This window comes from Streptomyces javensis (assembly GCF_039525925.1).
Classification (GTDB): domain Bacteria; phylum Actinomycetota; class Actinomycetes; order Streptomycetales; family Streptomycetaceae; genus Streptomyces; species Streptomyces asiaticus.
The window spans coordinates 138,609-160,194 of the sequence record NZ_BAAAIF010000004.1 but is presented as its reverse complement, the minus strand read 5'-3'; the positions used below and the strand labels follow the sequence as shown (position 1 = coordinate 160,194).

The 21,586-nt window shown below is 72.8% G+C and carries 14 protein-coding genes; 3 read left to right on the top strand and 11 right to left on the bottom strand.

The window, feature by feature from the left end:
* Positions 1-157 precede the first annotated feature (157 nt).
* Positions 158-802: a dihydrofolate reductase family protein gene (locus ABD329_RS06135; RefSeq protein ID WP_198276470.1), complete on the bottom strand. Its 645-nt coding sequence runs from the start codon at positions 800-802 to the stop codon at positions 158-160.
* Positions 803-901: 99 nt separating this feature from the next.
* Here ABD329_RS06135 and ABD329_RS06130 point away from each other — a divergent pair, with 99 nt between their 5' ends.
* Complete coding sequence (locus ABD329_RS06130; protein ID WP_198276471.1) at positions 902-1,405, top strand: winged helix-turn-helix transcriptional regulator; 504 nt, start codon at positions 902-904, stop codon at positions 1,403-1,405.
* Positions 1,406-1,535: 130 nt separating this feature from the next.
* Here the strand turns inward: ABD329_RS06130 and ABD329_RS06125 are convergent, their stop codons facing one another.
* Both ABD329_RS06125 and ABD329_RS06120 read right to left on the bottom strand, forming a co-directional pair.
* Complete coding sequence (locus ABD329_RS06125) at positions 1,536-2,246, bottom strand: response regulator (protein ID WP_198276472.1); 711 nt, start codon at positions 2,244-2,246, stop codon at positions 1,536-1,538.
* A gap of 361 nt (positions 2,247-2,607) precedes the next feature.
* Positions 2,608-4,230, bottom strand: a complete 1,623-nt coding sequence (locus ABD329_RS06120; RefSeq protein WP_198276473.1) for a sensor histidine kinase — start codon at positions 4,228-4,230, stop codon at positions 2,608-2,610.
* Between the two features lie 163 nt (positions 4,231-4,393).
* On the opposite strand from ABD329_RS06120, the gene ABD329_RS06115 reads away from it, so the two are divergent.
* Positions 4,394-5,833: a cation:dicarboxylate symporter family transporter gene (locus tag ABD329_RS06115; RefSeq protein WP_198276474.1), complete on the top strand. Its 1,440-nt coding sequence runs from the start codon at positions 4,394-4,396 to the stop codon at positions 5,831-5,833.
* A gap of 203 nt (positions 5,834-6,036) precedes the next feature.
* Here the strand turns inward: ABD329_RS06115 and ABD329_RS06110 are convergent, their stop codons facing one another.
* The gene (locus ABD329_RS06110; protein WP_198276475.1) at positions 6,037-6,231 is read right to left on the bottom strand and encodes a hypothetical protein; all 195 of its coding nucleotides are present in this window, start codon (positions 6,229-6,231) and stop codon (positions 6,037-6,039) included.
* A 311-nt stretch (positions 6,232-6,542) separates the two neighbouring features.
* Here ABD329_RS06110 and ABD329_RS06105 point away from each other — a divergent pair, with 311 nt between their 5' ends.
* A complete protein-coding gene (locus ABD329_RS06105; RefSeq protein WP_344316067.1) occupies positions 6,543-9,566 on the top strand; it encodes an AfsR/SARP family transcriptional regulator in 3,024 nt (1,007 codons plus the stop codon).
* Between the two features lie 44 nt (positions 9,567-9,610).
* Here ABD329_RS06105 and glgB read toward each other — a convergent pair whose 3' ends face one another.
* The 7 genes from glgB to ABD329_RS06070 all read right to left on the bottom strand — a co-directional run bounded on the left by glgB (position 9,611) and on the right by ABD329_RS06070 (position 21,567).
* Positions 9,611-11,854: a 1,4-alpha-glucan branching enzyme gene (gene glgB, locus ABD329_RS06100; protein WP_425574291.1), complete on the bottom strand. Its 2,244-nt coding sequence runs from the start codon at positions 11,852-11,854 to the stop codon at positions 9,611-9,613.
* A gap of 652 nt (positions 11,855-12,506) precedes the next feature.
* The gene (locus ABD329_RS06095) at positions 12,507-14,045 is read right to left on the bottom strand and encodes a maltokinase N-terminal cap-like domain-containing protein (protein ID WP_198282278.1); all 1,539 of its coding nucleotides are present in this window, start codon (positions 14,043-14,045) and stop codon (positions 12,507-12,509) included.
* A gap of 478 nt (positions 14,046-14,523) precedes the next feature.
* Positions 14,524-16,260 (bottom strand): maltose alpha-D-glucosyltransferase, encoded by a 1,737-nt coding sequence (gene treS, locus ABD329_RS06090; protein ID WP_198279828.1) that lies wholly within the window; start codon positions 16,258-16,260, stop codon positions 14,524-14,526.
* Positions 16,257-18,251 (bottom strand): alpha-1,4-glucan--maltose-1-phosphate maltosyltransferase, encoded by a 1,995-nt coding sequence (locus tag ABD329_RS06085; RefSeq protein WP_198279829.1) that lies wholly within the window; start codon positions 18,249-18,251, stop codon positions 16,257-16,259. The genes treS and ABD329_RS06085 overlap by 4 nt, the downstream gene beginning before the upstream one ends.
* A 279-nt stretch (positions 18,252-18,530) precedes the next feature.
* Positions 18,531-19,763, bottom strand: coding sequence for a S8 family peptidase (locus tag ABD329_RS06080; protein WP_198279830.1), 1,233 nt, complete (start codon positions 19,761-19,763; stop codon positions 18,531-18,533).
* Positions 19,764-19,831: 68 nt separating this feature from the next.
* The gene (locus tag ABD329_RS06075) at positions 19,832-20,695 is read right to left on the bottom strand and encodes a helix-turn-helix transcriptional regulator (RefSeq protein WP_198279831.1); all 864 of its coding nucleotides are present in this window, start codon (positions 20,693-20,695) and stop codon (positions 19,832-19,834) included.
* A 77-nt stretch (positions 20,696-20,772) separates the two neighbouring features.
* On the bottom strand, positions 20,773-21,567 hold the full coding sequence (locus ABD329_RS06070; protein WP_198279832.1) for a pectate lyase: 795 nt from the start codon (positions 21,565-21,567) through the stop codon (positions 20,773-20,775).
* Positions 21,568-21,586 lie beyond the last annotated feature (19 nt).

The following is a 21,586-nucleotide window of genomic DNA, read 5'->3' as shown; positions in this document are numbered from 1 at the left end:
GCCGGGCATGTCCTGATGTCAGCGCCGCGTGGCGGACATCGAGCGCCCGCCGTGGTGGCCGGCGGCCCCTACGGAGTGTCCGGAGGACTCCACCGCGCGGTCCGCTACTCGGCACTTCCCGGCTCAACGCGGAGGCCCGGGCGATGCCGGACCGGGGCTAGTCGCGGATGGTCCGGTTCCAGAAGTGGTGGATGACGCCGCTTGCCGAGGTCGCCGACTCGATGGTGAAGCGATCCTGGACCTCGGCCTGTCCGTCCCACAGCGAAACGCCGGCGCCGAGGGTGATGGGCACGGTGACCAGGTGCATGAAGTCGATGAGGTCGGCCGCCAGAAACTGCCGGACAGTGGAGGGGCCGCCGCCGATGCGCACGTCCCGGCCGTCGGCGAGGCCCTGGGCGTAGGCGAGCGCGTCCTCGGGGGTGGCGTCGAGGAAATGGAAGCTCGTCCCGTTGTCGAAGTGGATGGGGGCACGCTGGTGGTGGGTGAGCACCACCACGGGCGTGCGGAAGGGGGGTTCGTCGCCCCACCAGCCTCGCCAGTCCTCGTCGGTCCACTCGCCGGTCTGCGGACCGAACTTGCCCCGGCCCATGATCTCGACCCCGATGCCCTGCCCCCAGGTGCTGGTGAGGGCGCGATCGAGGGTGATCGGCTCATCCATGACGTCCAGGCCATGGATGAACCGCCCGTCGAAGCGCGCGAACAGTCTCTCCGCGCCCCCGATGGGCTGGTCGAGCGTGATCGTCTCGCCTGCGCTGTAGCCGTCGAGGGAGACGAAGAAGTTGTGTACTCGGACCCTGGCCATGCGGTCCACCTCCGATGAGTGATTGCGAACTGCAACTGGTTGAGGACACTCTACGATGGAGGAGTTGCGAATCGCAATCAGTCGGGAGGTGGGTGCGCGATGCGTGAGGAGCCGCGTTCGGGGTGTGCGATCAACGCGGCGGTGGAGGTCCTGGGGGATCCGTGGACTCTGATCGTGCTGCGTGACGTGATCTTCGGTGGACGTCGTCACTTCCGCGATCTGCTGACCCGGAATGACGAGGGCATCGCGTCCAACGTCCTCGCCAGCCGGTTGCGCAAGCTCGTCGAGGGGGGCCTGCTCACCCGCGACGGTGCCACGCGTGGGCAGAAGGCGACCTACACCCTCACCGAAGCCGGCATCCAGACGCTCCCGGTGATGGTCGCCCTCGGCGCGTGGGGGTTGCGGCACCGGCCCACGACCCCGGAGCTCGCGGTGCGTGCCCGCCTCCTGGCGGAGGGGTCCCCGCACCTCGTCGACGAGCTCATGGACGAACTGCGCGAGATCCACCTCGGCGTCACGCGCGAAAGCCCGAAGAGCCCCACCGCTTCCGAGCGGTTGCGGCAGGCGTACGAAGCGGCGATCGCGACCGCGGACAGCGACTGAGCAGATCGGCGGGCGGCGTCCCGAAGGGGCGCGGGGCCGTGTCGATGTGCGGCTCCGCCGTGCGGGCGCGACCAGCCGCGACGGTGCCGCACTCGGCCGATGACGCATCACGACACTTCCAGCGAAGCGCCTAGTGCTCGCTGAGCCAGCGGTACAGCAGCTCGGGCCGTCCGATCTGCCCGTAGTGCGGGGCGCGGGCGGCCCGCCCCGCCTCCACCAGGTGCTCCAGATAGCGGCGGGCGGTGATCCGGGAGATCCCCACGGTCTCGGCGGTCGCCGCGGCCGAGATGCCCTCGTCCGCCGCGCCGCGCAGCGCCTCGGTGACCGCGTGCAGGGTGGCCTGGGTCAGTCCCTTCGGCATCGCGGCGGGCTGCGGCGCCCGCAGCGCGGCCAGCGCGCGGTCCACCTCGTCCTGCCCGCTGGCCTCGCCCGCGGTCGCGCGGAACTCGGCGTACCGGAGGAGGCGGTCCCGGAGGGTGGAGAAGGTGAACGGTTTCAGCACGTACTGCACGACCCCGAGGGAGACCCCGTCGCGGACCACCGCGAGGTCCCGGGCCGAGGTGACCGCGATCACATCCGCGCCGTTCCCGGCCGCGCGCAGCGCCCGTACGAGCTGGAGGCCGTGCCCGTCGGGGAGGTAGAGGTCGAGCAGCACCAGATCGGCGGGCGTCCGCTCCAGCAACCGCTGCGCGTCCCCGCCGCTCCGCGCCGTCCCGACGACGGCGAAGCCGGGCACGCGCTCGACGTACATCCGGTGCGCGTCCGCCGCGACGGGGTCGTCCTCGACGACGAGAACCCGGATCGGCGCCGGATCCCCCGGTCTCGCCTGCGGCGGGCTCATTGGACGGATTCCTCTCGAAACACGGTCGAAACGCGGTGGACGTGGAAGCTCGGGGCTCCAATTTACGGAGGGTAACCGCAAGTGGCCAGATCCCTACGGTGACGATTCCCCTACGGCCTGTACTACGGGGGCTCAGGCCCTGGGACCCCGCTTCCGGACGGCCGGATTTGACCGTACGGCGGCCGGGCGGGGCGGCGGCCTGCCCGGGTCGGACCCACCTGGCCCCCCGGCGGGCGCCCGATGCCGAGCGGGCATCCGGCCGTCCGGCCGGGCCCTCTGTCCCCGCCCCGCACGGGGTGGCCCGCTCCGGCACCGGCTGCCGCCGAGTGGACGGTCGGGGCCTCCCGGCCCGAGCCGGGGCTCACGTCGTGACGGCCGGGGTTGTCAGGGGGAGGCGGGCGGTGAATTCGGCGCCGCCGTCGGGGGAGGCGGTCACCTCCACCGTGCCCGCGTTGCGGCGGACGGCCTGCTGGACCAGGGCCAGGCCGAGGCCGCGGCCGGGGGACTTGGTGCTCCAGCCGCGGCGGAAGACCTCCTCGGCCGCGGCCGGGTCCAGCCCGGCGCCGGTGTCCGATACGCGCAGGGTCAGCTCGCCGGCGTCCGCGCGGGCGGTGACCGTGACGCGGGCGCTGCGCGGGGCCGACTCGTTGCCGACGCCCTCGGCGGCCGCGTCCGTGGCGTTGTCGATGAGGTTGCCGAGGATGGTCACCAGGTCGCGGGCGGGCAGGCCGGGCGGGAGGACGCCGTCGTCGATGCGGCTGTCGGGGGCCAGGACGAGCTCGACGCCGCGCTCGCTGGCCTGGGCCGCCTTGCCCAGCAGCAGGGCGGCCAGGACGGGCTCGGCGACGGCCGCCACCACCTGGTCGGTCAGCGCCTGGGCCAGCTCCAGCTCGGCGGTGGCGAAGTCGACCGCCTCGTCCTCCCGGCCCAGTTCGATCAGCGAGACGACGGCGTGCAGCCGATTCGCGGCCTCATGGGCCTGGGAGCGCAGCGCCTCCGCGAAGCCGCGCAGCGAGTCCAGCTCGCCGGAGAGCGCCTGGAGCTCGGTGTGGTCGCGCAGTGTGACGACCGTGCCGCGCTGCTCACCGCTGCTCACCGGTGAGGTGTTGACGACCACCACCCGCTCCTTGGTCAGATGCAGCTCGTCCACGCGCGGCTCGGCGGCCAGCAGGGCTCCGGTCAGCGCGGGCGGCAGGCCCAGGTCGGAGGCGTAGCGGCCGACGGAGTCCTCGGGCAGGCCGAGCAGCTCCCGCCCGCCGTCGTTGATCAGCGCGATCCGCCGCTGGCCGTCCAGTATCAGCAGCCCCTCGCGCACGGCGTGCAGCGCGGCCTGGTGGTAGTCGTGCATCCGGCTCAGCTCGGCCGCGTTCATCCCGTGCGTATGGCGGCGCAGCCGGGCGTTGATCACATACGCGCACAGACCGCCGAGCGCGAGCGCCGCGGCCGCCACGCCGAGCAGCGCGAGCAGCTGTTGGCGCACCTGGGCGCTGATGGTGTCCACGGTTATCCCCGCGCTGACCAGCGCGGTGATCCGGCCGCCGGCGCGGTCGTCGCGCACCGGGGCCACGACCCGCACCGAGGGGCCGAGCGTGCCGGTGTACGTCTCGGGGAAGATCCGGCCGCGCAGCGCGGGCTTGATGTGGCCGAGATAGGTCGCGCCGATCTGGTCCGGATCGGGGTGCGCCCAGCGCACCCCGTGGGTATCCATGATCGTGACGAAGGTGACGCCGGTGTCCCGGCGCACCTTCTCCGCGTACGGCTGGAGCCGGGCCGTGGGGTCCTTCGACCGCGCGGCCTCGGCGACCGACGGCGAGTCGGCGACGGCCACCGCGGCGGCGGTCGCCCGCTGCCGCGCGGCCACCACCGCCTGCTCGCGGTCGGTGACGTAGGCGAAGACGGCGCATCCGGCCACCAGGGCGGCGACCAGCACGACCTGCATCGCGAAGAGCTGGCCCGCCAGGCTCCGGGGGTGGGGAACGCGCATGGACATCAGTCTGCACACGCATCTTTGTGTGAACGAAATGAACGGAAGGGTGACCCCCGTCACAGGCTGGGGCATAGTCGCCGGGACCGTTCAAGGCGGTGTGCGAGCCGCACACAGTACAGCGCCGGGACAGTTGGACGGCAGAACAGAAGGAGGCAGCACCGTGGCTGCGGACACCACGCCGCCCGCATCCGGGCGTACGGAACCGGACGGGACGAAGCCGAAGAAAGAAAGGATTCACTACCTCTACCTCGCCGTCATCGGCGCGGTGGCGCTCGGCATCCTCGTGGGCTTCGTGGCCCCCGATACGGCGGTGGAGCTCAAGCCCATCGGCGAAGGCTTCGTCAACCTCATCAAGATGCTGATCTCGCCGATCATCTTCTGCACGATCGTGCTCGGCGTCGGCTCGGTGCGCAAGGCGGCGAAGGTCGGCGCGGTCGGCGGTCTGGCGCTCGGCTACTTCATGGTGATGTCGACCGTGGCCCTCGCCATCGGCCTGGTCGTCGGCAACTTCCTCGAGCCCGGCAGCGGTCTGCACATGAGCCATGAGGCGGCCCAGGCCGGACAGAGCCAGGCCGACGGCGCCTCCGAGTCGACGGCGGACTTCCTGCTCGGGATCATCCCGAAGACGCTGGTCTCCGCCTTCACCGCGGGCGAGGTGCTCCAGACCCTGTTCGTGGCCCTCCTCGCGGGCTTCGCCCTCCAGGCGATGGGCAAGGCGGGCGAGCCGGTGCTGCGCGGCATAGGCCACATACAGCAGCTCGTTTTCAAGCTGCTGTCGATGGTCATGTGGGCCGCCCCGGTCGGCGCCTTCGGCGCGATCGCCGCCGTGGTCGGCGAGACCGGTCTGGACGCGCTCAAGGCGCTCGCGGTCATCATGATCGGCTTCTATGTGACCTGTGCGCTCTTCGTGTTCCTCGTCCTCGGGACGATCCTGCGGCTGGTCGCGGGCATCAACATCTTCCTGCTGCTGAAGTACCTGGCGCGGGAGTTCCTGCTGATCCTGTCGACGTCCTCGTCCGAGTCCGCGCTGCCGCTGCTGATCGCGAAGATGGAGCACGCGGGCGTCAGCAAGCCGGTCGCCGGTATCACCGTCCCCACGGGCTACTCCTTCAACCTGGACGGCACCGCCATCTACCTGACGATGGCCTCGCTGTTCATCGCGCAGGCCATGGGCGACCCGCTCTCCATAGGCCAGCAGATATCCCTCCTCGTCTTCATGATCGTCGCGTCGAAGGGCGCCGCCGGTGTGACCGGCGCGGGCATGGCGACGCTGGCGGGCGGTCTCCAGTCGCACCGGCCCGAACTGGTCGACGGCGTCGGCCTGATCGTCGGCATCGACCGCTTCATGAGCGAGGCCCGCGCCCTCACCAACTTCGCGGGCAACGCGGTCGCGACCGTCCTGGTCGGCACCTGGACCAAGGAGATCGACAAGGAGCGGATGAACGAAGTCCTCGCCGGACGGCTGCCGTTCGACGCGGAGGGCTTCGCCCGCGACGGCGGCGGCCACGGCCCGGCCGCGGACGACTCCGGGGCGGCCGGGGGCACGTCCCTCCCCGAGCGGCGTGACGGTGACACGGCGAAGGAGCACGTGCCCGCCTGACACCCCACGCGCAACGCGGCCCTGCCCTCCTGAATCGGGGCAGGGCCGTGCGCGTTCCACGGGCCCGGGGCGCAGGGCGTGGTGGACACGGCGAATGGCGTCCCGCGTCTTCCCCCCGTTGGAAGACGCGAGACGCCGGCATGGGCCCCGGCCGCCAACGACCCCTTGGCGGCCCTGGGCTGGTCCTCGGCGCCGAAGGCGCCCTACCGCTCGCCGTCCGGCGCGCGGCGCAGCTGCTCCGGGAGGGCCGTCCACTCGGGGCCCTCGCGCAGGGGTTTGACCCAGGCGATGTTCCCGCCGGTGTCCACGTAGGCGACCCGGCCCATGGCCTCGCGTTCGAGGTCGTAGACGAGCTCGCCGATCCGTGGTGTGCTCCGTGTTCCTTCCGCGGTGGTCATGAGCCGCCTCCTCGGCACCTCACTGCCATACCGTCCCCCGTTCGTCGTCGGAAGAGGGCCCGGAGACCGGAGAGTTCCGGTCCGGCCGCCGCCAGCGGTGACCGGGGAGAGCTTCTGGTGCCCGTGGGACCCTCGAACACTCGTAGGGTGCTACGAGCCGCTGATATCCCGCTGATGCCTCGCTGACCCGAACCCGTGGGTAGGCTTCCAAGTGGTCACAGTGAAATCTCTGGTACCAACGGGGGCAGTGTGTGGATGGGACCGAGTTTCGCCTGTTGGGACCGGTCGGCATATGGCAGGGCGAGCGTCTGTTGGGGCCGACCGCCGCACAGCAGCGATCCGTTCTGGCGATGCTGCTGATGGCCTCCGGCCGCGTGGTGTCCGTCGACAGGCTGGTGTTGGCAGTATGGGGCGAGGACCCGCCGGGGTCCGCGCGAAACGCCGTACAGGTACAGATTTCCAAGCTGCGGCGGATCCTGACCGCCCTGCCCGGGGCCGAGTTGACGACGTCGGCGAAGGGCTACTCCCTGACCGTCGCGCGTGAGCAGGTCGATCTGCATCGCTTCCGCGATCTGGTGCGGGCCGCGCGGGAGGCCCCCAAGGAGGCCGGGGCCACCGGGGAGCCCGAGGCCGCCGTGGCCGCCGAGGCTCGGGCCGGGGAGCTGTTGCGCTCCGCGCTCCACCTGTGGCGCGGGCCCGCGCTGGCGGATGTCGCGGGCGGCTGGCTGCCCGAGACCCTGGGCGCCGGTCTGGAGGAGGAGCGGCGTGCGGCGGTCGAGGAGTGCGCCGCGATCGATCTGCGCTCCGGACGCCACCACGAGGCCGCCGCGGAGCTGTCCGTCCTGGTGGCCGAACACCCCTTGCGGGAACGCTCGGTGGCGCTGCTGATGGAGGCGCTGCGGCGCTGCGGCAGGCGGGCCGACGCCCTCGCGCTGTTCCGCTCCACCCGCCGGAGGTACGTGGAGGAGCTGGGCATCGAGCCCGGCGACGAGCTCCAGCGGCTCCACCGGCAGGCGCTCGAGGACAGCCGGGAGGGGAGGGAGGGCCAGGACGGCCACGATGGCCGGGACGGCCGGGACGGCCGGTCCGGGGATGCCTCCGGGCCGTCCGGCACGTACGTGAGCGCTCCCGCGACGGCTCCCGCGCCCCCGACACCGCCCGACGCGGCACCCGCCCCCACCCCCGAGGGCGCCCCGGCCGCCGACGAGCCCCCCGAGCTCGCCGCCGAACCCGCCGCCGAGCCCCTGGGCATGCCCGCCACCGCCCCCGAGCAGTTCACCGTCGTCACCGCCGTACCCCAGCAACTCCCCTCCGACGTCGCCCACTTCACCGGACGTGAGCGCGAACTGGCCGGGCTGGACGCCCTGCTGCCCGCGGGCTCGGGCGAGGGCGGGGGCGGGGGACGGCCGCCCACGGCCGCGAGGATCACCGTGATCGCGGGCAGCGGCGGTCTCGGCAAGACCACCCTCGCGGTGCACTGGGCCCACCGCGTCCGCGACCGGTTCCCCGACGGCCAGCTCTATGTGAATCTGCGCGGCTTCGGCCCCACCGACTCGGCCATGACCGTCGCCGAGGCCGTACGGGGTTTCCTGGACGCCTTCCAGGTGCCCGCCCACCGGATCCCCGCGACCCTGGAGGCGCAGACCGCGCTGTACCGGAGCCTGCTGGCCGACCGCCGGATGCTGATCCTGCTCGACAACGCCCGGGACGCCGAGCAGGTGCGGCCCCTGCTGCCCGGTTCCCCCGGCTGTCTGGTGGTGCTGACCAGCCGTAACGAGCTCACCAGCCTGGTCGTCGCCGAGCAGGCCCAGCCGCTGCCGCTGGATCTGCTCGACCGCGACGAGGCGCGCGAACTGCTGATCAGCCGGGTGGGCGCCGAGCGGGTGGCCGCCGAACCCGAGGCCGTGGAGGAGGTCATCACGGTGTGCGCCGGGCTGCCGCTCGCGCTCGCCATCGTGGCCGCCCGCGCCGCCACCCACCCCCGCTTCGGCCTGGAGGCGCTCGCCGGGGAGCTGCGCGACGCCCGCGGCAGCCTCGACGCGTTCGAGGGCGGGGACGCCACCACCGATGTCCGGGCCGTCTTCTCCTGGTCGTACCACACCCTGGGCGCCGACGCCGCCCGGCTGTTCCGGCTGCTGGGCGTCCACCCGGGCCCCGACATCGCGGCCCCCGCGGCCGCCAGCCTGGTGGGGATCCCGGTGCCGCAGGCCCGCCGGCTGCTGATCCAGCTGACCCGGGCGCATCTGATCACCGAGCGCGCCCCCGGCCAGTACGGCTTCCACGATCTGCTGCGCGCCTACGCCATGGAGCTCACCCAGGCGTACGACGCGCCGGAGGAGCGCCGCACCGCGCTGCACCGGATGCTCGACCACTATCTGCACACCGCCGTGGCCGCCGGGAGGGCCTTCACCCCGCACCGGGAGCCGATCGCGGTCGAGCCGGTCCGGCCCGGCGTCAGCGTCGGCGAGTTCGCGGGGCACGGCCAGGCGCTGCTCTGGTTCATCGTCACTTATCCGGCGCTGATGGCGGCCCTGCAAGAGGCCGCCGAGGCCGGATTCGAGTCCCACGCCTGGCAACTGGCCTGGTCGCTGACCGAGTTCCTGGACCAGCGCGGCCACTGGCACGACCAGCGCACCGTGCACCGGATCGCCCTGGGCTCGGCCCACCGCATCCGCGACCTCACCGGTCAGGCCCACTCCTGCTACGCCCTGGGCCTCGCCGATCTGCGGATGGGGCGCTACGACCGGGCCCGCGGCCATCTGGTGCGCGCCCTGAACCTGTACCGCGAGACCGGCAACGCCGTCGGCCAGGCCCTGGCCCATGGCGCGCTCAACCTCGCCAGCGAGCGGGAGGGGCGCCATGACGAGGGGCTGCACCACGCGCTGCGCGCCCTGAAACTGTACCGGGCGGCGGGCCACCGCAGCGGTGAGGCGTACGCCCTGAACAACGTCGGCTGGGCGTACGCCATGCTGGGCGACTTCCAGCAGACCCTCGTCCACTGCGAGAAGGCGCTGACCATGCTGCGGCAGGCGGGGGACAGGCGCGGGGAGTCCGCCGCCTGGGACAGCCTCGGCTACGCCCACAGCCACGTCGGCGACCACCAGCAGGCCATCAGCTGCTACCGGCACGCGGTGGATCTGCGGCGCGGCCGGGGCGAGCGGGTCAGGGAGGCCGAGTCCCTGCACCGGCTCGGCAGCGCCCAGCTCGCCGCCGGGGACCGGGCCGGGGCCCGCCGCAGCTGGCAGCGGGCCCTGACCCGGTTCGACTCCCTCGGCCACCCCGACGCCCACCGGGTCCGGGACGGCCTCACCGGCCTGGGCGGGGCCGACGGCTGACGGGACGTGAGGCTGCGAAGCAGGGGGTGTACTGTACGTACGGCTCAGGCGGGCCGCAGCCAGATCGTGCCCAGCGGCGGCAGCACCGGCAGGATGGAGGCCGGACGGCCGTGCCACCCCGTGGGCTCGGCCTTCAGCGGCTCGGCGTTGACCACGCCACCGCCGCCGTAGCGCCGGTCGTCGGTGTTCAGCACCTCGCGCCACACCGGCACCGCCTCCGGCGTCCCGACGCGGTACTCATGCCGGACCACCGGCGAGAAGTTGCTGATGGCCAGCAGCGGGGAGCCCTCGGCGTCGTAGCGGAGGAAGGCGAAGACGTTGTCCTCGCGGGCATCGCCCTCGATCCAGGAGAAGCCCTCGGGGTCGGTGTCCCGCTGCCACAGCGCGGGCGTGGCCGCGTACGTCCGGTTGAGGTCGCGGACCAGGTCGCGGACGCCCCGGTGGTCGGGCTCGGCGGAGTACGACGGGTCCAGCAACCACCAGTCGGGACCGTGCGCCTCCGACCACTCGGCGCCCTGCGCGAACTCCTGGCCCATGAACAGCAGTTGCTTGCCCGGGTGGGCCCACATGAAGCCGAGGTAGGCGCGGTGGGTGGCGCGCCGCTGCCACCAGTCGCCGGGCATCTTCGACACCAGGGCCCGCTTGCCGTGCACCACCTCGTCGTGCGAGATCGGCAGCACATAGTTCTCGCTGTACGCGTACACCATCGAGAACGTCATCTCGTGGTGGTGATAGGCGCGGTGCACCGGCTCGTGCGCGAGATAGGCCAGCGAGTCGTGCATCCAGCCCATGTTCCACTTCAGCCCGAAGCCGAGGCCGCCAAAGCCGCTGGGGCCCACGTGGTGGGTGGCGCGGGTGACCCCGTCCCACGCGGTCGACTCCTCGGCGATGGTGACCACGCCCGGGCAGCGGCGGTAGACGGTCGCGTTCATCTCCTGGAGGAAGGCGACCGCGTCCAGGTTCTCCCGGCCGCCGTGCGCGTTGGGCGTCCACTGGCCGGGCTCGCGGGAGTAGTCGAGGTAGAGCATCGAGGCGACGGCGTCCACCCGCAGGCCGTCGATGTGGAACTCCTCGCACCAGTAGACCGCGTTCGCCACCAGGAAGTTGCGCACCTCCGTACGCCCGTAGTCGAACTCCAGCGTGCCCCAGTCCGGATGCGCGGCCCGCAGCGGATCGGCGGGCTCGTACAGCGGACGGCCGTCGAACTCCGCCAGCGCCCAGGCGTCCTTCGGGAAGTGCGCGGGCACCCAGTCCACGATGACCCCGATGCCCGCCCGGTGCAGCGCGTCCACCAGGTACTTGAAGTCGTCCGGGGTGCCCAGCCGGGCCGTGGGCGCGTAGAAGCCGGTCACCTGGTAGCCCCAGGAGCCGCCGAAGGGGTGCTCGGCCACCGGCATCAGCTCGACGTGGGTGAAGCCGAGGTCCTTGACGTACGCCGGGAGCTGTTCGGCGAGCTGCCGGTAGGTCAGCCCCGGCCGCCAGGACGGCAGATGCACCTCGTAGACGGAGAACGGCAGCTCATGGACGCGTCCGCCGGCCCGGCCCGCCATCCACGCGGCATCGCCCCAGTCGTGGTGCGAGGCGTGGACGACGGAGGCGGTGGCGGGCGGGCACTCGGTGCGCCGCGCCATCGGGTCGGCGCGCAGCGAGTGGCCGCCGTCGGGCCGGGCGATCTCGAACTTGTAGAGCGCGCCCTCGCCGACACCCGGCAGGAACAGCTCCCACACACCGCTGCCGCCGAGCGAGCGCATCGGCAGCGCGGTGCCGTCCCAGTAGCTGAAGTCGCCGGTCAGCCGCACCCCGAGGGCGTTGGGCGCCCATACGGTGAAACGGGTGCCGGTCACGCCCTGGTGGGTCATCGGCCGCGCGCCGAGCGCCCGCCACAGCTCCTCGTGGCGGCCCTCGCCGATGAGGTGCAGATCGAGTTCGCCGATGGCGGGCAGGAAGCGGTACGGGTCGTGCAGCTCCAGCTCGGCGTCCTCGTACGCCACCAGCAGCCGGTAGTCCGGGATGTTCCGCAGCGGCAGCACCCCGGAGAACAGCCCGTCCCCCTCGGCCCGCAGCCGTGCGCGCAGCCCGTCGGCGGCGACGGTCACCGACCGGGCGTACGGGCGCAGGGTCCGGAACAGCACTCCGCCGGGCACGGGGTGGGCGCCGAGCACCGCGTGCGGATCGTGATGCGCCCCGGCCAGCAGCCGCCGCCGGTCCTCGTCCCCCAGCGCGGGCGCGGCCCGCACCCCCCGCTCGTCCTCCACCGCGTCGTCGGGGCCCGCGCCACCCCCGGCCACTTGCCGCCCGCTGTCCCCGGTCACGGGCCGCCCGGCGACCCGCGACGGCTCGGCAGAGCCGCCTGGCTCCTCCTGCCGCTCCTCGCCCGCGCCGGGCGCCCGGGGCACGGGCGGCGAGCCGTACGACACCCGCGCCTCGCGACCGGCCGGGTCGGGGACGGGTTCCCGGTCGGGTGCGGGTTTGATGCCTGCTGACTCGGCGGACGCGGGGTCCTGGCGGGAGACCGGGGCCCGGTCCGGGGTGCCTTGAGGGGCCTGCCCCTGGTCCGGGCGCGGACGCCCGCCCGTTGGAGCCGCTTCCCCGGCCCCCGGGGACGTGGTCGGCGCCGGGCGGTCCGCGCTCCCGCCCGGCTGGGCCGCCTCGGCCGACTCCCGCTCGTGGCGTGCCGGGGTCTCCGAACGCGGGTGGGCGGTGGCGGGTTCGGGCTGCGGATGGGTACGGCCGGGGAGGAACGTGGCCGGGACCGCCGGGCCGGTCGTGGCGCCGGTGGCGGCGGGCGGGTGGCCCGGTCCCTCGTCGGACGGGTACTGGCCGGACGGCGGTCGTGCGGTCACGGGGTGGTCCTCCCGGGGTGTCGGGGGTGTCGGAGGGAACGGCGGGCGGGGGAGCCGGGGCGGGGCGGGAGCCGGGGCGGGGCCGCCCCGGCCCGGGTCAGGCGCGGGTGGCGGCCAGGCGGTGGATCGCGGTCATCGGGACGGACAGCCAGTCGGGGCGGTGCCGCGCCTCGTAGAGCACCTCGTAGACGGCCTTGTCGGTCTCGTGGGCGCGCAGCAGCTCCGGCTCGTCGCGCGGATCGGTGCCGGACGCCTCCGCGTAGCCCGCGCAGTACGCGGCGCGGGTGCGGCCCGCCCACTCCTGCGGGCGCTCATGGCGGCCCACGGCCGCCGCGTAGTCGAAGGACCGCAGCATGCCCGCGATGTCGCGCACCGGGGGCTGCGGGCGGCGCCGCTCGGCCAGCGGACGGGACGGCTCGCCCTCGAAGTCGATGAGCGACCACCGCCCGCCTCCACCGCCGTCCCCGCTGTTTCCCGTGAGCAGCGCCTGCCCCAGGTGCAGATCGCCGTGGATGCGCTGGGCCGCCCAGGTGCGGCCCGCGCGCCCCAGCGCGGCCAGGTCCTCGTACGCGCCGTGCAGCGCGGTGCGGTACGGCTGGAGGGCGGGCACCGCGGCGGCGGCCGAGTCGAGCCGTTCGCTCATCGCGGCCGCGAGATGCTCGATCTGCTGGCGGCGCAGCACGGAGGTGGGCAGTGCGCGGGCCATGGCCAGATGGACCTCGGCGGTCGCGTGCCCCAGCGCACGGGCGGCGTCCGCGAAGTCGCCCCCGGTGGCCAGGGCGTCCAGCGCCAGCTGCCAGCCGTCCCGGGAACCGGCCAGGAAGGGCTGGAGCAGCCCCAGCGTGAAGGGCTCCGGCCGTGGCCCGGCGCCCTCGGCCGGGGGCTCGGCCTCGAACCAGGCGGTGGGCGCGGGCACCCGGGCGCAGCCGGTGCGGGCGAGCGCGAGGGGGAGTTCCAGGTCGGGGTTGGTGCCGGGGCTGACCCGCCGGAAGAGCTTGAGGATAAACGTATCGCCGTAAACCACCGAGGAGTTGGACTGCTCGGCGGTCATCACCCGGGGCGCGAGCGCGGACGGGATGGCGCTGGACGGCTCCCGTACGAAGCGCAGCGGGCCGAGCCGCCCGGGCCTCCGCAGCCGCTCCAGCAGCAGCGTGGTGAGCCGGGGGTCGGCCAGCGCCTCGTACACCGTCTGCCCGTCCAGTGGACCGCCGCTGGGCCGGCCGATGAGCGCGGGGGCGAGCGGCGGCGGCAGGGCGGGGCGCGCCCCGAGCAGCAGTTGGTAGCAGTCGCTGGCCGCCGCCCCGCGCCGGTGGCCGCAGCCGAAGCCGTGCCGGTGGCCGGGCGGCTCCGGCTGCTCGGCGCGGACCAGCAGATGGAGCAGCCCGGGCGTGCCGCCGCTCGCCCGCCACGGCAGCAGCTCGGTCGCGGAGACCAGCGCGAAGCCGGTGACGGGACGGCCCTTGCCCGCGAACCAGCGCTGCCGGGGCAGCCACTCGGCGAGCAGCGGCGCGAGCGAGGTGAGCAGCCCGGGCGGACCCATGGCCGCGGCGGTGCGGGCCGCGGCCGGTGGGGGCTGGTCCCGCGGTACGGCGGTCGGCGGGTGGTGTGCCCCCCGGGAGAGCGGAGCTTCCGGCATGGCGTCGCGTCCTTTCCCCGGGCACACGACAGATCAGGGCAAAGTGTCCCGGATTGCGGCATTGACTGTGCGACGGTGCGGGACGTGTCGGGCGAGGATCGTCCGTACGCCGAGCTCGGTGAACGCGATCGGGCCCGCCGGTGACGACGTGAGTACAGAGTGCCCATGACGGGGGGTCGAAAACGCCCGTACGCGCCCGAGATGGACGCGTACGGATGACCCCACGGCGGAGCGTGGCGCCTGCGGCGGGCTGTTCCCCTACCCGCCCCTTCCCTCAACTGGGGCTCCGCCCCAGACCCCGCTCCTCAATCGCCGGAGGGGCTGATTTCAGCCCGTCAGGGGGCACCTCCCAGCGGTAGCTGGGGGAGCTTGAGGACACGCCCGAAGGGCGTCCGGGGTCCAGGGGCGGAGCCCCGGCACGGGGTCTGGGGCGGATGCCCCAGTTTCGGGATGGGGCGGGGAGGGGAAAGCGTCCGGCTCAGTCGGCCCAGCGCCCCACCGGCTCGCCGCGCCGTAGCCGGAACCAGTAGAAGCCGTGCCCGGCCAGGGTGAGCAGATAGGGCAGCTCGCCGATGGCCGGGAACCGGACCCCACCGATCAGCTCGACCGGATGGCGCCCGGCGAAGGACTGGAGGTCCAGCTCGGTGGGCTGGGCGAAGCGCGAGAAGTTGTTCACGCACAGCACCAGGTCGTCCTCGCCGTCCCGGGTCGTGGGAGCCTCGCGCAGGAAGGCGAGGACGGCCGGGTTGGAGGACGGCAGCTCGGTGAAGGAGCCGAGTCCGAAGGCGGGGTTCTGCTTACGGATCTCGATCATCCGGCGGGTCCAGTGCAGCAGCGAGGACGGGCTGCTCATGGCCGCCTCGACATTGGTGACCTGGTAGCCGTAGACCGGGTCCATGATGGTCGGCAGGAACAGCCGCCCCGGATCGCAGGAGGAGAAGCCCGCGTTCCGGTCGGGGGTCCACTGCATGGGGGTGCGCACGGCGTCGCGGTCGCCGAGCCAGATGTTGTCGCCCATGCCGATCTCGTCCCCGTAGTAGAGGATCGGCGAGCCGGGCAGGGACAGCAGCAGCGCGGTGAACAGCTCGATCTGGTTGTGGTCGTTGTCCAGCAGGGGCGCCAGCCGTCTGCGGATGCCGATGTTGGCCCGCATCCTCGGATCCTTGGCGTACTCCGCGTACATGTAGTCGCGCTCTTCGTCGGTGACCATCTCCAGCGTCAGCTCGTCGTGGTTGCGCAGGAAGATGCCCCACTGACAGCCGGAGGGGATGGCGGGGGTCTTGGCGAGGATCTCCGAGACCGGGTAGCGGGACTCCCGCCGCACCGCCATGAAGATGCGCGGCATCACCGGGAAGTGGAAGGCCATATGGCATTCGTCGCCGCCCGCCGAGAAGTCGCCGAAGTAGTCGACGACGTCCTCCGGCCACTGATTGGCCTCGGCCAGCAGCACGGTGTCCGGATAGTGGGCGTCGATCTCGGCCCGGACGCGCCTGAGCATCTCATGCGTGCGGGGCAGGTTCTCGCAGTCGGTGCCCTCCTCGGCGTACAGATACGGGACGGCGTCGAGCCGGAATCCGTCGATGCCCAGGTCCAGCCAGAAGCGCAGGGCGGCCAGTACCTCCTCCTGGACGGCGGGGTTCTCGAAGTTGAGGTCCGGCTGGTGCGAGAAGAAGCGGTGCCAGTAGTACTGCTTGCGTACCGGGTCAAAGGTCCAGTTGGACGTCTCGGTGTCGACGAAGATGATCCGCGCGTCCTGGTACTGCTTGTCGTCGTCGGCCCAGACGTAGTAGTCGCCGTACGGTCCGTCCGGGTCGCTGCGGGACTCCTGGAACCACGGATGCTGATCACTCGTGTGGTTCATGACAAAGTCAATGATGACGCGCATCCCGCGCTGATGAGCGGCGTCGACGAACTCCACGAAGTCCGCGAGGTCCCCGAACTCCGGCAGCACGGCGGTGTAGTCCGAGACGTCGTAGCCGCCGTCGCGCAGCGGTGAGGCGAAGAACGGCGGCAGCCACAGGCAGTCCACGCCCAGCCACTGGAGGTAGTCCAGCTTGGCCGTCAGGCCCTTGAGGTCGCCGACGCCGTCGCCGTTGCTGTCCTGGAAGGAGCGGACCAGGACCTCGTAGAAGACCGCGCGCTTGAACCAGTCGGGATCGCGGTCGCCCGCGGGCGTGTCCTCGAATGTGTCCGGTACGGGCTCGTTGACGATCATGTTGTGGGTGACCCTCCGATCGGTGAGGACGGTCGCAGGGACAGCACATGCGCCGGAGCCATATCCCGCCCCGGCTCCAGGCGCACATAGTTGTCCCTGCCCCAGTGATAGGTCTCGCCGGTGAGCTCGTCGCGCACCGGGACGGACTCATGCCACTCGAGGCCGAGTTCCGGCATGTTCAACGAGACCGTCGCCTCCTGGGTGTGGTGAGGGTCGAGGTTGACGACCGTGACCACACACGAGTCGCCCGCGCGCTTGGAGTAGACGATGACGGAATCGTTGTCGGCGTGGTGGAATCTGAGGTTGCGCAGCCGCCGCAGGGCGGGATGGCGGCGGCGCACCCGGTTCAGCCGGGCGAGCAGCGGGGTGATCGTTCTTCCCTCGCGCTCGGCCGCCGCCCAGTCGCGCGGCCGCAGCTGGTACTTCTCCGAGTCCAGGTACTCCTCGCCGCCCTGCCGCACCGGGGTGGACTCGCACAGTTCGTAGCCCGCGTAGACGCCCCAGGTGGGGGAGAGGGTGGCGGCCAGCACGGCCCGCACCTCGAAGGCGGGGCGGCCGCCCTCCTGGAGGTAGGCGTGCAGGATGTCGGGGGTGTTGACGAAGAAGTTGGGCCGCATCCAGGCGGCCGCGTCCCCCGACAGCTCGGTGAGGTAGTCGGTGAGCTCCTGCTTGGTGTTCCGCCAGGTGAAGTAGGTGTACGACTGGTGGAAGCCGACCGCGCCGAGGGCGTTCAGCATCGCCGGGCGGGTGAACGCCTCGGAGAGGAAGAGGACATCGGGGTCGGAGCGGTGGATGTCGCCGAGCACCTTCTCCCAGAAGACCACCGGCTTGGTGTGCGGATTGTCCACCCGGAAGATCCGCACCCCGCGCGCCATCCAGAAGCGCAGCACCCGCTCGGTCTCCCGGACCAGCCCGTGGAAGTCCCGGTCGAAGGCGAGCGGATAGATGTCCTGGTACTTCTTGGGCGGGTTCTCGGCGTACGCGATGGTGCCGTCGGCGCGCTGGTGGAACCACTCGGGGTGCTGGGAGACCCAGGGGTGGTCCGGGGAGCACTGGAGCGCGAAGTCCAGCGCGACCTCCATGCGCAGTTCCCGGGCGCGCGCCACGAAGTGGTCGAAGTCCTCGAAGGTGCCGAGGTCGGGGTGGATCGCGTCATGGCCGCCGTCGGCCGAGCCGATGGCCCAGGGCGAGCCCACGTCGAAGGGGCCCGCCGAGAGCGTGTTGTTGGGGCCCTTGCGGAAGGCGGTGCCGATGGGGTGGATCGGCGGCAGATAGACCACGTCGAAGCCCGCGGCGGCGATCGCGGGCAGCCGCTCGGCGGCGGTGCGCAGGGTGCCGCTGACCGGCCGCCGCCCCTCGGTCACCTTGGCGCCCTCCGAGCGCGGGAAGAGTTCGTACCAGGAGCCGAACAGCGCGCGCTCCCGGTCCACCTGGAGCGGCATGGGGCGCGAGGAGGTGACCAACTCCCGCAGCGGATGGCGGTCGAGGGCCGCGGTCACATCGGGCGCCAGGGCGGCGGCGAGCCGGTCGGCCACCGGGCGGCGCTCGTCGCGCAGCCCGTCGACGGCCGCCAGCACCGCCTCCCGGCCGTCGTTCTTGGGCACTCCGGCGGCGGCCCGCTCATGCAGCCGGGCCCCCTCCTCCAGGACCAGATCGGTGTCGATCCCGGCCGGGACCTTGATGCGGGCGTGGTGGCGCCAGGTGGCGATCGGATCGCTCCACGCCTCGACCGTGTACGTCCAGCGGCCGGGCGCGCCGGGGGTGACCTCGGCGCCCCAGCGGTCGGTGCCGGGGGCGAGTTGGCGCATCGGGGTCCAGGGGCCGGAGCGGCCGGACGGATCCCGGAGGACCACATTGGCGTTGACCGCGTCATGGCCCTCACGGAACACGGTGGCACTGACCTCGAAGGTCTCGTCCACCACCGCCTTGGCGGGGCGGCGGCCGCAGTCGATCAGCGGGCGGATATCCAGAATGGGAATGCGACCGATCATAGGATCACCTGACGGCAGTGCGGATGGAGACGCGGGGGCGGCTTTTGTCCTTTGTATCGGTTTTGCCGCCGGGCGTTGGGTTGCGGGCATGACAGCTCCTGTCCGCGTTCACTCTGGTGGGCGGATGGGGTCGGCCATGGGGGGCGCGCGTGGAAAGCCTTCCCCTGCGGAATGGGGAGACAATCCGGGTTCCCGTGAACTACCGGTTCGTAACGCGGGGTACATGGATCGACCCCGCCCGTAGGCGGGGCCGTCCACCCGACGCGTTCCGTGGTTACGTCAGTTGGCCACCCGCAGCAGACGGTTCGGTGAGCCCGGGCCCGCGCCGCGCACCCGGCCCTTGCTCGCCCCGGCCGTCAGCGCCGCCCCGACCTGGGCCGGAGTCGCGAAGCGATGGCCGGCGAGGTACAGCGCGGCGGCGCCCGCGACATGCGGGGCCGCCATCGAGGTGCCCGACAGCGTCCTCGTCGCCGTGTCGTTCGCGTTGGACGCCGAGACGATCCGGTCGCCGGGCGCGAACAGGTCAACTCCCGGGCCCCAGTTGGAGAATCCCGAACGCCGGTCGGCGCGGTCGGTCGCGCCCACCGTGAGCGCCCCCGGCACCCGGCCCGGCGAGAACGAGGCGGCGGGCCGGTCCTGGTTGCCCGCCGCCACGGTGAAGACCAGACCGGCGGCGATCCCCGCCCGCACCGCCGCGTCCCATTCGGGCAGCGGGGTGGCGGCCGCCGAGCCCAGGCTCAGATTGACCACCGCGGGCCGCCTGGCGTGTCGCAGCACCCAGTCCATTCCGGCCAGCACCTGGGCGATGGTGCCCTCGCCCCGGTCGTCCAGCACCCGTACGGCCACGATCGTGGCCTCGTTCGCCACGCCGTAGCGGGTGCCCGCCGCCGTGGCGGCCACATGGGTGCCATGGCCGTTGCCGTCCTGGGCCACCGGATCGTCGTCCACGAAGTCCCAGCCGGAGCGGGCCCGGCCGCCGAAGTCCTCATGGGAGGTGCGCACCCCGGAGTCGATCACATAGATCGTGGTGCCGCGCCCGCCGCCGCGGGGCGCGGTGTACGCCCCGTCCAGCCGCCGGTCCGGCTGGTCGATCCGGTCCAGACCCCACGGCGGCCGCGCCCGGCCGCGCGGCGGGGCCGGTAACCGCGCCCGGGACCAGCGCAGTGACACCCGCTCGTCCCGGGTCACCGAGGCGATCCGCGGATCGGCCGCCAGCCGCCCGGCCTGTGCCGCGTTCGCCCGTACCGCATAGCCGTTGAGCGCGGTGCGGTAGACCCGGCGCACCCGCGCCCCGTACCGCTCGATCAGCGCCCGGCCCGCCCCGGACGCCGCCGCGGGCGCGTCCGCGCCCCGCTTCAGGGCGACGATATAGCCGTGGGTCCCCGCCGCGCCCGTGGCCTGGACCCCCTGCGCGGGAACGGTCTGAGCGGGCGACAAGACCACCAGGACCACCGCGACGACGGCGGCCGGCGCCGCCACCCTCCGCCGGGGGCCCGCAGATGCGCATGCCATGGAACGATCCCCTCCCCAACTCGACGGCGTAAGCCTGACCTGGGATGAAAGATCCCGACAAGGGCGCATCAGGGGGCGTGGAACGCGACCGCCTCCCGCGACAGCAGCCGCAGCGCCGCCTCCGACGGCGACCCCGGCTCGGCCCCGTACATCAGCAGGGCCTGGCCGCCGGAGTCCGGCAGCCGGGTCATCTCGAAGTCCAGCTCCAGCGGCCCCACCAGCGGATGGTGGAAGGACTTGGTGCCGAAGGCGCACCGGCGCACCGGGTGGCGCGACCACAGTGCCGCGAACTCCTCGCTCTTCATGGATAGTTCGCCGATCAGCTCCGCCAGCCGCCGGTCGTCGGGGTGCGCCCCGGCCACCACCCGCAGCGAGGAGACCGCGCGCCGCGCCTCGCCCGTCCAGTCCGGATACAGCTCACGGGTGTGGGAGTCGAGGAACAGCATCCGCTGGGTGTTGGGCCGGTCGGCGGGGCGCTCGGGCGCGCCGGCGGGCAGATGCCCGGCGATCAGGGCGTGCCCCAGCGGATTCCACGCCAGGACGTCGAACCGGAGGCCGAGGACCACGGCCGGTACGCCGTCCATCGCGGCGAGCAGCCGCCGGGTCGCCGGGCGCGCGGACTCGGCGCGCCGCGCGGGGCGCCGCCCGGCGCGCGGCGGACGAGCCAGATTGCCGAGGTGCGCCCGCTCGTCCTGGCTCAGCCGCAGCGCGCGGGCGAGCGCGTCCAGCACCCCGTCCGAGGCGCCGGTGGACTGGCCCTGCTCCAGCCGGGTGTAGTACGCCACGCTCACCCCGGCCAGCTGCGCCAGCTCCTCGCGGCGCAGCCCCGGGACCCGGCGCCGGGTCCCGTACGCGACCAGGCCGACGTCCTCGGGGCGCAGCCCGGCGCGGCGGGTGCGCAGAAAGCTCCCCAGCTCGGCGGTTGTGTCCATACCCACCAGTGTCCGGCACGGGCACGCGCCGTGCCTGTCCCTGTGAGGGTCAGGCACGGCGCGCGGTCATCCGCGCATCACTTGTAGGTGATGTCGGACGAGCTGTACTTGCAGTACGTGCCGTCGGGGCCGCTGCCGTTCTTGCTCGGCTCGGCGCCGGTGTTGTTCCCGATGTACTTCTGGCACGGGACGATCTTCTTGCTGCTGTCGCCGACGATCGTGATCCCGCGCAGGGTCAGCGAGTCGCCGTAGTTGGTGTTGATCCCGCCGATCACCTTGCCCGGGGCGGTGATCTCGGAGTTGCTCACGTTGATGGTGCGCTTGTACTGCGAGGAGCAGTTGCCGCAGGAGCGGACGAAGGTCGAGAAGTCCTGCCCGGCGAAGCCCGAGATGTTGAGCGTGCCGCCGCCGTTGAACTGGAAGATCTTGTCCGCGGCCTTACGGGCGCCGCCGCCGATCACATTGAACGTCTTGCCGGTCCCGCGGAAGGTGGCGGCGTCCTCGCCGACATCCTCCCACCAGACGTTCTGGAGGGTGCAGCTGCCCTCGCAGTGGACGCCGTCGGCGGCCGGGGCGCCGAGGATGACGTTCTTCAGGGTGGCGCCGTCCTTCAGCTCGAACAGCGGGCCCTGGTCCTCGTCCTGGTTGTCACTGCCGAGGTCGCCGGAGCCGTAGTAGCGCTTCATGCCGCCGTCGGTGGTCCCGCTGACGCTGATGGTCTTGGAGACCGCCTGCGGGGTGCCGCTGGGCGTGGGCCAGGTGGCGGCGGAGGCAGTGGGCAGGGTCAGCCCGGTGGTGATCGCGCCCGCGGTGAGGGCGACGGCGCCGAGGGCCCCGGCCATCGCCCGGTACCTGGTGCGTTGTTCAGCCATGTCGGATCTCCTTCTTGGT

Coding starts and splice junctions, on each gene's coding strand:
- ABD329_RS06135 (WP_198276470.1), bottom strand. CDS start 802: ATGGCCAGGGTCCGAGTACACAACTTCTTCGTCTCCCTCGACGGCTAC.
- ABD329_RS06130 (WP_198276471.1), top strand. CDS start 902: ATGCGTGAGGAGCCGCGTTCGGGGTGTGCGATCAACGCGGCGGTGGAG.
- ABD329_RS06125 (WP_198276472.1), bottom strand. CDS start 2,246: ATGAGCCCGCCGCAGGCGAGACCGGGGGATCCGGCGCCGATCCGGGTT.
- ABD329_RS06120 (WP_198276473.1), bottom strand. CDS start 4,230: ATGCGCGTTCCCCACCCCCGGAGCCTGGCGGGCCAGCTCTTCGCGATG.
- ABD329_RS06110 (WP_198276475.1), bottom strand. CDS start 6,231: ATGACCACCGCGGAAGGAACACGGAGCACACCACGGATCGGCGAGCTC.
- ABD329_RS06095 (WP_198282278.1), bottom strand. CDS start 14,045: ATGCCGGAAGCTCCGCTCTCCCGGGGGGCACACCACCCGCCGACCGCC.
- treS (WP_198279828.1), bottom strand. CDS start 16,260: ATGATCGTCAACGAGCCCGTACCGGACACATTCGAGGACACGCCCGCG.
- ABD329_RS06085 (WP_198279829.1), bottom strand. CDS start 18,251: ATGATCGGTCGCATTCCCATTCTGGATATCCGCCCGCTGATCGACTGC.
- ABD329_RS06080 (WP_198279830.1), bottom strand. CDS start 19,763: ATGGCATGCGCATCTGCGGGCCCCCGGCGGAGGGTGGCGGCGCCGGCC.
- ABD329_RS06075 (WP_198279831.1), bottom strand. CDS start 20,695: ATGGACACAACCGCCGAGCTGGGGAGCTTTCTGCGCACCCGCCGCGCC.
- ABD329_RS06070 (WP_198279832.1), bottom strand. CDS start 21,567: ATGGCTGAACAACGCACCAGGTACCGGGCGATGGCCGGGGCCCTCGGC.